Consider the following 17,975-nt stretch of genomic DNA (forward strand, 5'->3'; position numbering starts at 1 on the left):
GGGTATGGAAGTAGTGGATCCTTTTATGATAATCATGATCATAGGCTTGGTCAGTATTCTATTTTATATGCTGTATAAGATCAGTAGATATGCTTTTGGCCTGAATACCCTACTCGTTTTGGGAATGTTGGTCGGGGCTGCCCAATTAATGACGTTGTCGCAGGGAATACTATATTTAGCATGTCCCTTGTTATTGATCAATACGGTGTTGTACGTTTTTCTTCATAAAAGGGATATAGCTGTCCCTATTAATGATAAGTATCAAGTCAGTTTCAAAACTACCAAGGGAAGTTTCAAGATCAATAACATCAAAAGGGGCGTTTCCATTATCGGGTCTGCGGGAAGTGGAAAGACCGAAAGTGTGGTCTATGGTTTTTTAAAACATTTTCAAAGACATAGTTTCTGTGGGGTCATACACGACTATAAGGATTTTGAGATTACCGAGATGGCGTACCCGCTGTTCAAGGATTGCGATATCCCGTTTAAAGTGATATCTTTTGATAGGATCATTCATAGGGTGAATCCCATAGCACCTCGATATTTGGAGAATCCGGAAAGTGTAAACGAGGTTTCCAGGGTATTGATTGAAAACCTATTGGAACAGAAAGATTCCGTTTCGATTGGGGCTACCAAATTCTTCCACGATGCCGCGGAAGGCTTGATTGGTGGATTGATCTGGAGACTCAGGTCTTCCTATCCCGAATATTGCACTTTGCCACACGTCATCGCAATATACCATTACCTGGATACTGAGAGCCTTATTACATTTTTGGAGTCCAATATAATCTCCAAAGGAATGGCCGACGCCTTTATTAGCGGGATGGATTCGGACAGGCAGACTGCAGGGGTGAAAGGTACCTTAAGCAATGCATTAAAAAGGATAAGCACCCCACGAATATTTATGGCCCTATCCGCGGATGAAGTGCCGCTCAATATTAACCACAAGGATAATCCTGCCGTTATTTCAGTGGTGAACAACCCTAGGTTTGAAACCTCGTATTCCCCCATAATTGCCACTATTATACATACCATAACCAAACAGATGAGCGTTCGACATTCAAAACCTTCTTTTTTGTTGATGGAGGAAGCCCCAACGATCAAACTCTTGAACATGCACCGTATTCCTGCAACGCTAAGGAGTTATGACATAACAACAATCTATGTAATGCAGGACAAGATTCAAAATGATATGATGTACGGTGATAAAGCGAGCAGGGCTATTTTGAGCAATCTTTCCTATCAGTTTTTTGGCAAGGTCAATGACCCGGACACTGCAAAATATTATGAACGTTTTTTTGAGATTATCAAAGACCCGACCAAGAGTGTTAGTCGAGGACATAGTCTCGATTTTGATACCCGAGTAACCACTGGAGAAAAGGAAATTCCGAAAATTAGAGCAGATGTATTTTTTCGATTGGAACAAGGCGAGTTTATTACTTATGCAGATGGAAAGGACAACAAGGTCCAATTTAAATTACAGGACATTCAACGGGAGCTTCCTAAACCTTCTAAACAATTTTCCAAATCTGATCTGGAAGCTAATTTTGAGCGGATTTATTCCGAGGCCAGATCGATATTTGAGTAAGAACGCCTGATAATACTATATGAGACGTATAAATTTAGAGGTTAATTTGAAGTTTTTGAGGATCAATTCAGATGAGAAAAATTTTTCTGAGTTCTTTTTGTATATAACGGTGAATATATCAAAAGTAGGAAAGGTTATAAGTGCTAAATTTCGCATTGGCACCAAGCCAAATATAAATATTTGGGGTTCATTTTTTCCAACGTAAATGTCAAATTTTATTTTTGTGACTTTGAAAATAAACCGAGGGCTTTAGAATCAACAACTAACCTCCCCATCTTTTGTATATGGCGTTAGCGACTGGTAATTTCACCTCGAGTTTCAGAAAGGTTCATTCTCATTGATATAGCTTCTGCTTCTACCCAACTATCATATTCTTTTGCCGCATTTAGTCTCTGGGAATCATCTATATAACCTTCTTCCGATATTTGTTTTAACCCTGATACTTTACTCCAAATACCTACTTTAGACTTGAAATCCTCCCTATCCCTAGTGTAGTATTCATCAGAATTTAATGTTTCTATGTTTTTGAGTCCAATATCCTGAAATAAAGAAGGTAAATAATCAGCTATTTCATTATTCATGCCTGCATTTTCTCTCCATTTAAGAAATGCTTCATAAAAGTCAATCATGCTTTGTGGTGGATTTGGATTCCATTGAATTTTCTTGTGATTATAATCCAATATTGATATAACACCATTGGAATTAAGTAATGATTTCATTTTTAACAAAGCCTCTTTCGGATTGGATAACCATTGAAGCATTCTAGCAGATATTATTAGATCAAATTTCTGTTCAGGATTAAAATCAAATAGGTCTGTTGAGATTAGCTCCAAGTTCTGTATATGCCCATAATTGGCTATTCCATTTTCTATAAAATTAGCGTCTTTATCGATACCTATTATTTTTCCGCCATTTCCAATTATAGCAGCAACGTCTTTGGAAATAGCTCCAGTCCCACAGCCCACATCAAGAACTCTGATATCCTTTCTCAATAAGGGTTTTAAAGTCCGATAATCAACTTCCAATGATCTATTATTATATACTTCTGACCCTTCTTTGGAATCTCTCTTTACGATTTTGTTTTGTTTCATTTTTGTTAACTCGAATTTCAGTTACGTCTGGGCCTAACATTCTAGGATATATGGACAGCTACGTATATTTCCATTTTGTCGGTAGCAAATTAGGCGAATTTTAACAAAGTCGCCTCCAATGTGGCGACATTGGACTTACACCAGGCATAATGAATAATTATTTGACATAAAAATATTTCCGCAATATTCAGGCTGGATATGCTTATGTAACTATTTATTTTTAGTCACCCATAAATCGGCCCATAAAAAGTGCGAATGATTAAAGTTGGTGTAGTACCCTAAAATGGTTCATTTTACAGAACTAGGCAAAGGAATTATGAACTACCCTTACTATTAAGCTATTAAAAATCGTGACACTAGTGTCTTAACTTTTACCAGGGTTATCTATCAAAGCATGTTTGCTTTGTTCTTTTAATGAACATTTCGTCCCAATTTTTAACGAGGGTATTTGTTGGCCAACAAAAAAAAACAGGCAGGTGCCAACTATTTATGGTTTGGTTGTTTCTAAATTCAGAATGCTAATTCAAATAAAATCAACTTTACATGTTTTACTTATATTTCTATAGGTGGTTGACCTGCCTGTGAACTATAATTTTTACATTTTGATAGCCTAATATGACTTCTACCAATTAATACCTATTCATTACCAGTGCCGTTAAGTTCAAAATTTATCTCAGATAAAACTACGCTATATCCAAGCCAGAAAAGAACTTTCTGGAATTGGGTTTAGCAATGCTAAAAACGGGATAAGTTCAATTGCAGTTTAGCTTAAACAGTTAAGCCATTAAATTAAACAAAAAGAAATTCTTTATCTTGTACAGATGCGACATAATCAACTTAGCCATAGCGGAATGGCATAGTTGGAAGAATTCTGATTTAATCCATTGCTTTTTTGAAGCTCTGGGGCCAATTGAGGGCAAGGTTGGTTATTGCAAATAAGGAGAAGGGATTCACTTACTTAATTGTGAGCAAAAAAAGGCACATTAAATAGGACTTCAAATTAGTGAAATGGGAAGGAAAAAGCGGGATCTTTCGATCCCGCTTCTTTATGATTCCTGCACTCAAAATTACATTTAATTCCCTTGTTCAGTTGCAGCGGCATTAATTTCAAAATCCTGTACGGTCTTATTCCCCGCAACAATTTCAAGATCTTCGACGGTTTGGGCAACGTACCCATCAAGCTCCACGGTGACATCATAGTTTCCTGACAAAAGGCCCATTACCATATAAGCGCCTGTCTCGTCCGTAAAGGTGGTCGTATTCAGGGTGTCAGCCGCAAAGATCGATACCTGTGCCCCTTCCATTCCAACGGCAACCTCTTCCTGTAAAGTCGTCACCATTCCTGCCAAACTACCGGCCGTAGACAGATTACTGGCCTTGATTACAGGTTTAAAATTAAATCCAGTGATTCCGGCGAGATCGTTACTGTTTCCTTTTGGGACGAAGGATCTGCTCACGTCAAAATCCAATAGTAGGTCGGCACTAAGACTGCCAGCAACGTTGATCCCTGGTTTGATAAAGACTTTTATACCAGTTTGCTCTCCACTTGGGACATCCAGGTTATAGGTGGTGCCGTCGTTAAGAACCACATTGATGCCTTTTACATAGACCCTTACCAAATCATAAGTTCCAACGGGAACCTCTGTGTTTACCAAGGTTTCGGTTATGCCATTTGTTAGGTCCAAAAGATTTACCTCCATTTCCTGCTCCATTAAAACAACAAATGATTCCTCGGTTTCCACGTCCATATTGCGGGCATCAATTTTAAAAATGGTAACATTGGCCTCGGCAACCAGGTCATGTGGAAAAGGGGCATCTGTCAATTGAATCGACATCTTTCCCATTTTAGCACTCCCTTCGTTATCATCTGTACAACCAATGAACGCGGCAAAACTGGCCAATAGAATAAATGATAAAAATTTAATTCTCATAATTTTAGATTTTTTGTTGAACATTATTACGTAGGTTTTAGCCCAATAATCAGGGGCGTTAATGATTATAACAACACAAAGCTTACAAAACCCTACCACCAAAATCAATTATATTCGTTTTTTTCGATGAAATGCAGGCTTTATAGGTTTGGCATACTAGAAGGATATACGGGTTCAACCACTATAAAAGCCCATTTCGCAACATAAAATTTTCAAAATGGCCCGAAATATCGAACTTGCACGAAGTAAGTGTCCGCAACGACTTTTGCTAAGTTTATTCAATACTACTATAAAATAATTAGTTTAATATATTCATTGCGTGGTATGGACAGTCCCGTAAAAAAATATTGGAAGACCATTATAAAGTTCGTCTTTTGTACTTTACTAGGTATTCTGTCAATTCCTGTTTTTGCGCAATCCGGGGTCGGAGCAAATTTTGGTATCGAAGCTGATACGCGATCAGGGGATATTATATCGGGCGTACTTACGGACGATTGGTTTTATAACGGAATTTCAGGTGCAGGGGTTGTTGATGAGGCCACAGCATCGAGCAACGGCTATGCTGCCCAATTATCGGCAGGAAACAATATCGCGTTTGATCTGAGGCAGAGCATTCCAAATTACGCTTCAAATTCGGGGTATATTTGGTACAGTACAAGATATGGCAGGGATTATACCAACTTAAGTTCAAATGACCTGACCACATTTACAGGAGGGAAGAACGGGGATGACCCCACTATGGCATGGGGAACAGGTGCTGGATCCGTTCCCTCAAAAACGGACATCGTGGATTCAGGTGTACACATGCGCAGGAATGGTGTCAACGTGACAGACGATCTTTGGGTCGATATGATGATTTCGACCTTGTCCTCGTCGGGGAACCATTTTGTTGATTTTGAACTCTTTGTATCCGAGATTGCCGTTACCGGATCGGGCTTTACCAATTCCGGTAGTCAGGAGGGGCACACGGCCTGGACATTTGACGGTAGCGGCAACGTTACCAATATAGGTGACATGGTCATAGGATTTTCATATGGTGGCGGAGGGGTATCGGGCTTGGAGGTACGGTTATGGGTAGATCGATCAATATTCAACCCTGGAAGTTCACCTGGCGGTACGTCAACTTTTATTTGGGGTTCCAATATCGACGGGGGAAGCACCTATGGCTATGCCCAAATAGTGGTTCCTTCCGGAGCTCTATTTAATAATGTAAATCTTTTTTCAACGACCGCCCCGCCATGGGGCACGACCAATACATCAGGCTATACCGCCAATTACAATGGAGGTTACTTTGCGGAAGTAGGTATCAATTTTACACAATTGGGCTTCGACCCGCGTGCCCTATTTGGTAGTGGAGCGGCCTGCGATTCACCCTTTAGCGCGATAATGACAAAATCTAGGACATCTGCATCCTTTACATCGGCACTTAAGGACTTCGCCGGCCCGTATGATTTTTTGGGAAGTGCTTCCGATACACAGGTGAATACTACTTTTACGGATCCAGGAAATTTTGATTCCTGTGCTTCCGGGGAAACTTTTACACTACAGGCCGAATTTACCTCGACAAGTGCCGAATATGTTTGGTATTCGCTTACACCCGGGGTAGTTTTTCCGGCCAATGGGCTTTCTGAAATATCAGGACTGGGCATGGATAATGTCCTTATTGATACTCCCGGGGATTACCAATTGGGCATAGCCCCATTATTAGGTTGTACACCAACCACCGATCCAACGGATATAATCAGCATCAATGCAAGGCCCTGTGCAATATCGGATTCGTACATTACGGTCAAGAACGGGACATTGAACGTTCCTGCTTCCGGTGTCTTATTGAACGATACGGATATCGAAACCGGAGATTTATTAACTGTCAATACTACCCCGGTGGTCAATGTAACGAACGGAACCTTGACATTGTCAGGGGATGGAAGTTTCACCTATGTGCCAAATCCCGGTTTTACAGGAACTGATTCGTTTACCTATCAGGTATGCGATGACAGCAGTTCGAATCTATGTGATACCGCTGTAGTGACAATTACTGTCAACAATGATTACGATGGTGACGGCGTAGGCGATATTGATGATCTGGACGATGACAATGATGGCATATTGGACACTGTCGAATCCAACGGCATCGACCCAAGCGCGGATGCCGATAATGATGGAATTCCCAATTACCGGGATCCCGACTTTTGTACGCTGAACGTATTTTCCATATGTGCCGAATTGGATGTTGATGACGACGGCATTCCCAATCATTTTGATCTGGATAGTGACGGGGATGGTTGTAATGACGTGGTCGAGGCTGGGTTTACCGATGATAATTCGGATGGCATTCTTGCCGATCTGCCTACTACCGTAGATGTTTCTGGACAAGTTGTAGGCACTAGCAGGGTTGATGGTTATTCGGTCCCTGCAGATGGCGATGCCAGCGGTATGGAGGATTATCTGGAAGCGGGGGCCGCACCGACTATTACCTCCCAACCTTCCAATACGGTGGGCTTTGCCGGTTCAATGACTGCTTTCAGTGTTTCTACAAACGATGCGGATACCTATCAATGGCAGATTAGCACCAATGGGGGTGCCACTTTTGTTGACCTAATGGAAGGAGCTCCATATACTGGGACTGCATCAACGACCCTGGGGATCTCTGCGACAGAACTGTACATGAACAATTATCAATATAGGGCTATCATCTCCAATTCTGCCTATACCTGCGCTTTACCCTTAACGTCTGATGAAGCCCTTCTATCGGTAAGGGTTCGAACGGTGATTACAAACAGACGGATTACATATCGGGTCGATAAGAATTGAAAAATGTATAATATTTAAATGAGGCATTTAGGTCCGTAATTGATAATGCCTATTTTCAAATCAATATTCTATTGGATGAGCAATGTAATACAAATTTCAGATTCCATAATTTATGTGAACAAGTTCAACTTGGAAGTAATATGACAGCCATTCAATTTGTAAAACCTGATTTTACAAATATTCTCGGCAATATTGCAATAAGACCGTTGAACTACCCTCAACCTATGTTTTCACAACAATTTTAACACAGTTCACAACATTTTAATTTACCGATAAGTCGAAACTCCTAATTTTAAATTAGAATTATGGCTTCTCTCAATTTAAATAGAGTGCTTGATTGAACCTGTATTCAGCTATGTCCCAAACTTAGTTATACAATGAACTTACATTTGCTCGATTTTAAATTGTCGATGGCGCTATACGTGTTATTGGTAGGTTTCTTTTTCACCTCCAGCGCTCAGGAAGCCGTGCCCTTTACGCCCAGGCTTGATGGGGGCAATATCGATTTGAGGGGAGATATCATACTGGTCGGGAACAACATCCTGAACAGGGCCTCCCAGGCGGACCCATCACTGGCCAACACTTCTTATAACGGTACAGAGAACAACAACAGCCTTTGGATGGAGTATATCGATATCGATGGGGACCCTTCTACTTTTAGTTCCAGTAGTGCGGATCTAAATATTCCCGATCCATCTTGTTCCCAGGTACGATACGCGGGGCTATACTGGGCCGCAACATATCCTAATGAAAGAAGTACCAATGGATCTGCACAATTTACCGGCACCCAAAGAGTGGAGGATTGGTTCAATATTAAATTCAAAGCTCCTGGAGGTAACTATATAGACCTAACTGCGGACACTGCCCCTGACCAAATTGGAGAAGAGGATGATATTATTTTCGATGGGTACGATTACAACAACATCAATAATTCCTTCAAGGACTCCCCATACATTTGCTATAAAAACATAACAGATCTGGTACGGGCCAATCCAGATCCAAGTGGGGAATATACGATTGCCAATGTGCGTGCCACAAAGGGGGTTCGGGATGGCTCCAGTTCTGCGGGCTGGGTGATGGTCGTCATCTATGAAAACCCTACCCAAACGGGGAAATTCATTTCCTTGTTCGATGGCTATGCGGGATTGTCCGGAAGTATTGGATCGGTAGATGTAAACGTAAACGGATTTAAGACCTTACCTTCTGGTTTTCCAGTAAACGCAAGACTGGCCGTAGGAGCTTTGGAAGGAGATAGGAGTATAACCAATGATAGGTTCGCTTTGAAAGCGAATATGGCTGCAACATTCACCGACCTGTCCACTGCCAATCTGAACCCGGCCAACAACTTTTTCAACTCTACCATATCTGACAATGACACGCAAGTTACAACACGGACACCTTTTGGAACCAATACCCTGGGATTGGACCTGGATATATTTGATCTGAACAATCCCAGCAATTCCATCCTACCCAACGATGAAACAGGAGCCACCATGCGTTTTACATCTTCTGGAGATGGTTATGGTGCATTCCTTGCCGCTTTTTTGGTAGAGCAGATCGAGCCCGAAATTGTTCTTGAAAAAAGGGTGGAGGATATCGGAGGAAATGATATCACGGGCTTGGGGGTAAATCTGGGCCAGACACTGGATTATGTGCTGACATTTCAGAATATTGGAAACGATGATACGGTGAATTATACGATACGTGATGTATTGCCTATTAATGTTACATTGGATGAGGCCAATTTGGTTCTTCCAACTGGGGTTACCTATACCTTTGATGAATCGACAAGGACAATTGTGTTTACCATACCGGATGCACTTGTTCAGGAAAATGACCCGGAATACAGTATACGCATGCGGGTAAAGGTGGCCGAGAACTGTTATGACTTTGTCGATGCCTGCTCCGATCAGATATTAAATTTGGCATTTTCAACCTATTCTGGTGCGGTCAACACCAATATAATTACCGATGACCCTAGTGTCCATGATTTTAACACTTGTGGATTTGTAGTGCCAGGGGCAACAAACTTCCTATTGGATGACCTAAAAGATTGTACCTTTTCCAGTACTGTTCAACTTTGTGGTGAACAATTGATCTTGGATGTCGGTGATGGGTTCGACAACTATATTTGGTATAGGGATGAAAATAACAACGATCAAATCGATTCGGCGGATTCCGTATTGAACGATGGTGACCCGGACAACGATGCCAGCACTTTGATCGTAAACAGGATAGGAACATATTTGGTGGATAAAATAGTCGCAGATCCCTGTAAAGGGTTTGTTGAAACTGTAGTGGTGGAACGATATGGAAGTACCCAGACGAACCCGATCGTTGATTATTTTAACTACTTAAATGGCGATGCCGATCCCACCAACGATATTTCAGGTGAAATAGTAAGTTGTTCTATTGATGGTAGTCCGTTGCCCAAGATTTTCTTATGTGGGACAAACGATACACAGTTGCTCCAACTGGCCATTACCGATGCTGCTGGAATTTCTTGGGAACAATTGGTAGAAGGCAGCTGCTCCGATGCCGGCGATAATTGCGCCAACAAGAATGCCACATGTACGTGGAATGCAATAGCCTCTGGTTCAAGTTATACGGCGAATGCGCCAGGAAAGTTCCGTCTGGTGGTCAACTATCAAAATGGTTGTTTCAGTCGTTTCTATTTCAATGTGTTCCAAAACGATCTTGACATACAATACACCAAAAAGGATATTATCTGTGCAAGCCCCGGTAACATAACTATCACCAATTTGGGAAATAATTATGGCTATCAACTCGTCAATGCGGTCAATGGTGATGTCATAATACCTTTTAGTGCGAACAACGGTCCCAGTTTTAATTTCAATCCGGGCCAAAATGGTGGTTACCGTGTAGAGGTTGTACAATTGGACAATGCAGGGATACCTATCCCTGAGGCCTGTATCTTTAGTACCCCGGACATAGGTATTCTGGACAGGAACGTAACCTATGCCGTCAGTACGACCCCAGCAAGCTGTACCGGTTTTGGATCGATCAACATGCAAATAAACAACGCCCGCCCCAATTATGAGTTTGAGATCAGATTGGATGATGGCTCCAATGGAGGGCAGGGAACACTTGTAGATAATGAAATGTCGCAACCGGACAATAATTTTACTTTTGAAAATCTTAACCCGGGAAATTATATAGCGATAGCCAGAACAGTTGATGGCTGTACATATAGGGAAGAAGTAATAATAGTGAACAATAGTTCCCTATTTTTAGAAGCACGGGTTTCACAGCACATTACCTGCAAGGAGGGTAATATCCTTATGAGCTCTGGCGGAGGAAAAACACCCCACACTTATGCTATTTGGTCCTATGTCGATGAAGATGGGGATACCATGATCTCCTATCCTTCGGTCGACGCTATTCCTGCCTCGGCATACCAAACAAGCCAGATCTTTGATATCTATGATCCCGGGGATTATACATTTGTCGTCGTCGACAGGTTCAATTGCCCGGCCATTTCCAATACGGTTGCCATTGAGTTTAGGCCGGCCGCCGAATATAATGCCACTTCGGTAATCGATGTGCTCTGCTACGGGGACTCCAGCGGAACAATAAGATTCAATCTTGTCAACAGTAATGGGTACCAACTAACTTATTACCTTTTTGACGCGGCCATATTTGATGAAGAAAATTATGAATATAATAATGCCCTGGCTACCAATACCTCGGGTAATTTTCCAGGGTTGCCGGCGGGGGACTATGCCATTGTCATAAACCAACGTAAAGGAAGTGCGTCCTGTGATTATTTTGAGTATCATACCATTTCGCAGCCGTCCAATTCCCTTGGCGGTAATGCCGTATTAATTCAGGATTATACCTGTTTGCAGGACGGAATCATAGAGGTACAAAACGTAACGGGCGGAACCGCACCTTATGAATACAGCATTGATGGTGTAAACTTTTTATCCGGTCCGGGTGCCGAAAGATTTACAGGACTCACTGAGGGTACTTATGCTATAACGATCAGGGATGCGGTTGGTTGTATCATGATGACCGGTCCAATAATACTGGACCCTTTAAATCAACCAAGGGATCTCATGTTCTCTTCGACTCAAGCTGTATGTCCTACATTGGTATCGGATGTTACTGTTACCGTTGTAAATGGCAATGCCCCTTTTACCTATGAAATCATTGCACCCGCTTCAGAAATGTTGAATAATGGTAGCAATGCAACATTTACAGGTCTATCCCCAAAGACATATACCTTTCAGGTTACGGATGATAAGGGTTGCACAATTCAAGAAAGCTATACCATTGCTCCCATAGTGCCAATTAGCGTGAACGGCCAATTGATAGATAATGTCAGCTGTTTTGGCCTATCTGATGGGGCCATTACTTTTAATGTGGGCAATTTTAGCTCTTCTTACGACTATGTTGTAACCGGACCTCTTACATTTTCGGATTCGGGGTCAACTACCAATACCATTCCACTGACCGGTCTGGCCGAAGGGACATATAACGTTACCATAACCGACACCGATACGAATTGCTCGGCAACCACCGACGTTACAGTGAATTCCCCACCTTCCTCGCTTCTTGTTTCAAGTCTGGCAGTGACGGAGATTTCATGTTCTTCCGCTGGAGCAGTCACTATTAATGCCAGTGGTGGATGGGGCGGTTATGAATTCGAATTGATGGACCCATCCGGAACTAGTACTGGACCACAGGGAAGCAAGACGTTTTCTGGGCTGAACGATACCTCAGGAAACTATACGGTTACAGTGAGGGATGCCGGAGGATGCGAAGTGGTCCAAACTTTTGCCTTGACGCCTTCCCCTCCCCCGGTTTTGGAATTGATGGCCAATAATCTATGTTATGACAGTAGTGTGGGACTGAGTTTAACGGCAAATGTCCTATCTGGCGGTACGGCACCTTTTCAATATCGATTGAACGGTGGAGCTTACCAATCGGGAAACAATTTTACGGGATTGGGACCAGGTAGTTATACCGTTGAAGTCATAGATAGTAAAGGTTGTACGGATACGGCCAGCTTGGAAATATTTCCGACATTGACAGCAACTTCAAACCTGGTGAAAGGTTTGGACTGTAGTGTTTCGCCAGAAGCGGAAATCGAAATCTTTATAGCAGAAGGATCTCCGAATTACACATATGAAGTTTATTTGGACGGAAACTTGGAACAGGCAAGTACAACGGTACCAGGTATTCCCTTTTCGTATGTTGCCCCAACCTCAGGTACTTATACGTTTAACATTACCGATGCCAGCGGGTGTACGGTAATCACCACATCAATAGTCGACCCGATTGCAATGCCAAGTATTTCACTTGTTCAGACTACCGAAATTCTATGCAACGGCGATAATGGCGGAACCATTCAAGTTAATATCGATGGTACAACGGGGATTCCACCGTATACCATTTCCGTAGTAAACATAACTACAGCTACCTCTTTTGGTGCCCAGACTTCAGGTCTGCCAGCGGGAACATATGAAGTAACCGTTACGGATTCAAATTTATGTTCGGATACGGAATCAATAATCATTGATGAGCCGGATCCAATTGCATATGATATAATGGTAACACCGATTACCTGTGACTTGAGCAATGGTACTGACCCTGGCTCCATTAGTGTTACCAATATCAGTGGAGGAACCAATGAATACACCTATTATCTCACAGGAAACAATGGTCATTCGGATAGTTATACTACAACCGCGGGCGGGGAGGACCATACCTTTACAATTCTGGAATTCGGTATCTATCAGATAGACGTTGTAGATGCGAACGGTTGTTCTGTAAGGACAACCAACATAATTGCCTCCCCTCCGGACGATTTGGATATTAATGTAAATACCACGACCGTAGATTGTAATTTGGGCGGTACGGCCATCATTACCGTAAATTCAATCTTAGGGAGCGGCAATTATGAATTTGCCGTTCTTGAAACTTATACGGCCCCTTATGTGGATGACCCGATAAACGATTATCAGACTGCAGATGCGCCGGGAGGGGACACGGCAACGTTTACGGGATTGCTCCCTGGGATAACCTATAGTTTCGTGGTACATGACTTGACCAGCAACTGTTATTATTTTGAAACTGCCGATCTACCTATTGATACTCCTTCCAATCTAACAACTAACTTGGATTCCGTTAACAATGTTACCTGTACCGGAAATGCTGATGGAAATGTAAGCTTTACCATTGACGATTATGCACCTGATGCCACAAGTGTCAATTATCAAATTTTTAATTTTCAATCGAACACTACAACTGGCATTATGGGATCAATAAACGTAAATCCTCCAAGTGTCGGTAGTGGGATAAGCGTTACGGATGTAGGTCCATTGGCTCCGGGCACCTATTACATCTTATTTAATGAGGTAGGAGGCAGTTATGACGGTTGCTCGGTGGGTTCTGAAATTTTTACCATTTCAGAATCTACCAATCCATTACAGGTTACGGCCTCTCTGATAAAAAATGACAACTGTAATCCAAATGCCGGTCAAGTTGCGGCCATTGGGCAGTTTGGCACCGCGCCTTATGAATACCAGATTACCTTATCTACGGACACACCTCCGACTTTGGCGACCTGGACAGGTACTTCTACTAATGTTTTTAATGTAGAAGGAGGCAATTATATCGTTTATATTAAAGATGCCAATAACTGTATTCAACAGGATACTGTCGTAGTTCCAACAGATCCTTCCCCGGAAATAAGCCTTGCCGTAAACAATCAATGTTTGGGATCGGAAGGAAATTATGCTATAGACATAACACTTACAACCGCCGGTATTGCACCATATGCTGTCCGAGTGGATGGTGGTGCCCTCAGGGCTATTTCGGGCTTGAACACTGCTGGTAGCATGATTACTATTCCCGGTTTAAATTCTGGGAGCCATACTATTGAAATCTTGGACAGTAATGGCTGTGGTGAAATTCAGAGTATTGTGATTGCCCCGGAATTGGAGGCAAGTGCCATGGTCATGACACAACCAAGTTGTAATACCAATGATGGTGTTATAGCATTTATCATTACAGGGGGGTCAGGCTCTTATACTGTTGAGCTATTGGCCGCCGACCTATCGCCAACAGGAATTAATCCAACCGGAAATGAATTTATAGGGGTTCCTTTTGGAGATTATGTGGTACGGGCGACCGACAACACGCTGGGAACGCCAAATTGTTATGTGGAGCTCCCTATTTCATTGGAGGAACCAACACCTATAACCTTGTTGACCACTGAGTGGACCGATGTTGGTTGTTTTGGTGGTTCGGACGGAAGTATCAATGTAAATCTGGAGCCCTCAAGTACTGGAGTAAATGATAATCCGCCATACGTTTATGAAATTACCGATGGTACATCTACCTTCACCCAAAACGCAGGTCTTTTCACGGGACTGACCGAAGGAATTTGGGACATTAGGGTAACTTCGAATAGAAACTGTATTGCCATGGACCAAGTGACCATTGGGGAACCAGCGGCCCTTACGGCAACCATTACGAATGTGATACCTTTTGCTTGTGACATGAACAGTGCAACGCAAGCGGCTGTAATAGAAGTAACCATTACTTCAGGTACTGGAACCCCGGATTATTTTTATAGCGTGAATGGCGGTAGTTTCCTGCCTACACCTGGGACCATTTTTACCTATGAAGCCCTAAATGCTGGCAATTATGATATCGTAATAAGGGATGCCAATGGTTGTCTTTTTGCATTGCCAACACAGACTATAGCGCCATTAAATACTTTTACCGCTAACATTTCCCAAATCAGTGCCATCTCGTGTACCGGTCCCGAAGAAATTCTAATTACGGTGACCGATGACGGTAATCCGGCCAATTCCTATTCCTTTGAGCTGCTGCCGCTTGGAAATTCCAATGGGATAATGACAGGTTCAGCGACCAACACATCTGTCAATTATAACCTGAATGCTGTAGGCAATTATACTTTTCGGATAACGGATTTAACCACTGGATGTTATATTGACACTGTCCCGTACGATATTGCCCCTTATGATCTAATGGATGTATTGGCTACGGCAACATCGCCCGTTACATGTTTAGGGGATGGTAACGGCACCATGGATATCCAGATTACGGGATATTCCGGAGCATTTGATTACGAAGTTTTTACACAGGCCGGGGTAAGTATACAAACAGTTATGGGCATTACGGCTTCAATTCCTCTAACCATTAATGGATTATCCGGCGGAAATTATTACATAAGGGTAACCCAGACTGAATTCCCATACTGTTCAGATGATTCCAATATAATTACTATCAGCTCGCCCAATATGCCATTGACTGCTATCGTTGTTCCGGTGGCGGAAGCTGAATGTACGGATAACATGGGTGAGATCTTAATTGACCCTAGTGGGGGTTATGCACCTTATGATATCATATTGACCAATACTACGACAGGGCAAGTATACAATGCCAACAATGTAGAGGCAATGCTGTTCACTGGTCTTTCTGCAGGGAATTTTAGCGTTCAGGTTACCGATAATTTTGGTTGTGTCTATATGGATGCCGAAGTGTTGTCTCCAGCAATCCCGATTGTCGCCAATGCAATTCCATTAACAACCATGTTAAGTTGTTATAACGATAATAATGCTACGGTTACGGCCATAGTTACAAGTGGGGGAAGCGGTAATTACGAATATCGATTGAATTACTATGATGATGCCGGTGCTTTATTGGAATTTACTACTGGGGAGCAGACTTCCGATACCTTTACAGGATTGGGTGCCGGCATTTATAGTATAGCGGTAACAGATGGCTGGAACTGTGATGTTGAAACCAACCAAGTGACCATCACCCAGCCTCCAAGGGTTTTTGCCTCACTGGTGAGGACTGATCCCTTGACCTGTGCCACGGGTGCCGAATTTGAACTTACGGCCATAGGCGGAAGCGGAACCTATGAGTTTAGTTCAGATAATATAACCTTCTTGCCAATGACCAGCAATCCAATGGGAATACCCGATTTTGGAGTTTTAGGGGCAGGAACTTATCAATATTATGTTCGGGATGCCATAAATGGCTGTGAGGCGATCGTTTCAAATGCGGTTACCGAAAACCCTATCGTACCCTTGGTCCTGACCGTAGATAAAACGGCGGCATACATCAATTGTACAGGTGAAAACACTGCTGTTATCCGTGCAGTGGCATCTGGAGGTCTGGGCAACTACCAATATGAACTTTACTTGAATAGTATTGCACCTGCCAATAGATTGTCCGGGCCTCAGAGTGTGGGTGAATTTAAGGATCTTGTGGCCGGCACATATTGGGTCAATGTAATAAGTGAAGATTGTACGACCACTCCGGAACAGGTCATTATTGAAGAGCCAATACCTTTAACATATACCGACCAAGTGATAGATGTAAGCTGCTTCGGTGAAGAAAATGGAGCCATTATGGTAAACCTTGCAGGAGGTGCAGGGGGATATATCTATTCCATATCGCCCAATCTCGATAAATTCGATTCGATAAATACATTTACCGACTTGGCCCCTGGTGATTATGCAGTAATAGCACAAGATCAAAATGGATGCTTTGAGTATCTCGAATATACTATTTCCGAACCCGCCATAATAGAGGTAAGCGCAACAACCACCCCGGAAATCTGTGTCGGAAGCGCAGATGGGTCGATCAGTCTGTCCATCAGTGGGGGCACTGCTCCCTATAGTACTGCCATAAACTCCAATGCCGATACGGATTATATTTTGGGCAGAACGGACTTTTCCGATCTTTCGGTTGGGGATTATTTGATTTTTGTAAAGGATGCACAAGATTGTGAAACCTATATAGTTGCTACCATTGATCCTGGTGTTAACCTTAGGGCAACTGTAGAGCCGGTCTATGAATGTATTGGGAACACTCCAAATAATTATGTCAATATCATATTAGAGGACCGATCGGTATTGGCAGAGGTTATGTACGGCCTTGATACTACCGATCCGGAGGAAATGCAACTTGATCCAAATTTCAGCAACATTGCACCTGGGGACCATTACGTTGCCATTGCACACACAAATGGCTGTATAGAGACCGTTGGATTCTTTATTGAAAACTATGAACCCTTGACCCTAACCTTGGAACAAAGAAACGTGAATGAAATAACTGCGGTTGCCCAGGGAGGAAGGTTGGAATATACCTTTTATTTAGATGGGATTGACAGGGGAAGTGATAACACCTTCCGCATTCGTAGAACGGGCACTTATGAAGTAAGGGTGGTGGATGAAAATGGCTGTGAGGCAATCGCCAGTATATTTATGGAATTCATGGATATTAAAATGCCCAATTTCTATACTCCGAACGGCGATGGCAAGAACGATTTTTGGAAGCTTGGTAATGGGGAGTATTTCCCCAATTTAACGGTAAAGATTTACGATAGGTACGGTAGGGTAGTGGCCAGGTTATCCAATATTGAAGGTTGGGACGGCACCTATGAAGGAAAGGAACTGCCTACCGGGGATTATTGGTACGTTGTACAATTTAATGAGGAGGATTACAAAAGGGAATTTTTTGGACATTTTACCCTTTACCGATAAA

The 17,975-nt window shown here is 42.5% G+C and carries 5 protein-coding genes; 3 read left to right on the forward strand and 2 right to left on the reverse strand.

What is annotated here, in order from left to right; translation table 11 throughout:
• The first annotated feature begins 4 nt into the window (after positions 1-4).
• Positions 5-1,585, forward strand: coding sequence for a type IV secretory system conjugative DNA transfer family protein (locus tag CWD91_RS18275; RefSeq protein WP_103442425.1), 1,581 nt, complete (start codon positions 5-7; stop codon positions 1,583-1,585).
• Between the two features lie 290 nt (positions 1,586-1,875).
• Here CWD91_RS18275 and CWD91_RS18285 read toward each other — a convergent pair whose 3' ends face one another.
• A complete protein-coding gene (locus CWD91_RS18285; protein ID WP_103442427.1) occupies positions 1,876-2,676 on the reverse strand; it encodes a methyltransferase domain-containing protein in 801 nt (266 codons plus the stop codon).
• A gap of 1,073 nt (positions 2,677-3,749) precedes the next feature.
• Complete coding sequence (locus CWD91_RS18290; RefSeq protein ID WP_103442533.1) at positions 3,750-4,607, reverse strand: DUF4382 domain-containing protein; 858 nt, start codon at positions 4,605-4,607, stop codon at positions 3,750-3,752.
• Between the two features lie 324 nt (positions 4,608-4,931).
• On the opposite strand from CWD91_RS18290, the gene CWD91_RS18295 reads away from it, so the two are divergent.
• Together CWD91_RS18295 and CWD91_RS18300 are read left to right on the forward strand one after the other, a co-directional pair.
• Positions 4,932-7,421 (forward strand): cadherin-like domain-containing protein, encoded by a 2,490-nt coding sequence (locus CWD91_RS18295; protein WP_103442428.1) that lies wholly within the window; start codon positions 4,932-4,934, stop codon positions 7,419-7,421.
• Between the two features lie 377 nt (positions 7,422-7,798).
• Positions 7,799-17,974, forward strand: a complete 10,176-nt coding sequence (locus tag CWD91_RS18300; protein WP_103442429.1) for a T9SS type B sorting domain-containing protein — start codon at positions 7,799-7,801, stop codon at positions 17,972-17,974.
• The last annotated feature ends 1 nt before the right edge of the window (position 17,975 follow it).

The sequence above is a fragment of the Arenibacter hampyeongensis genome, assembly GCF_002909255.1.
GTDB lineage: Bacteria > Bacteroidota > Bacteroidia > Flavobacteriales > Flavobacteriaceae > Arenibacter > Arenibacter hampyeongensis.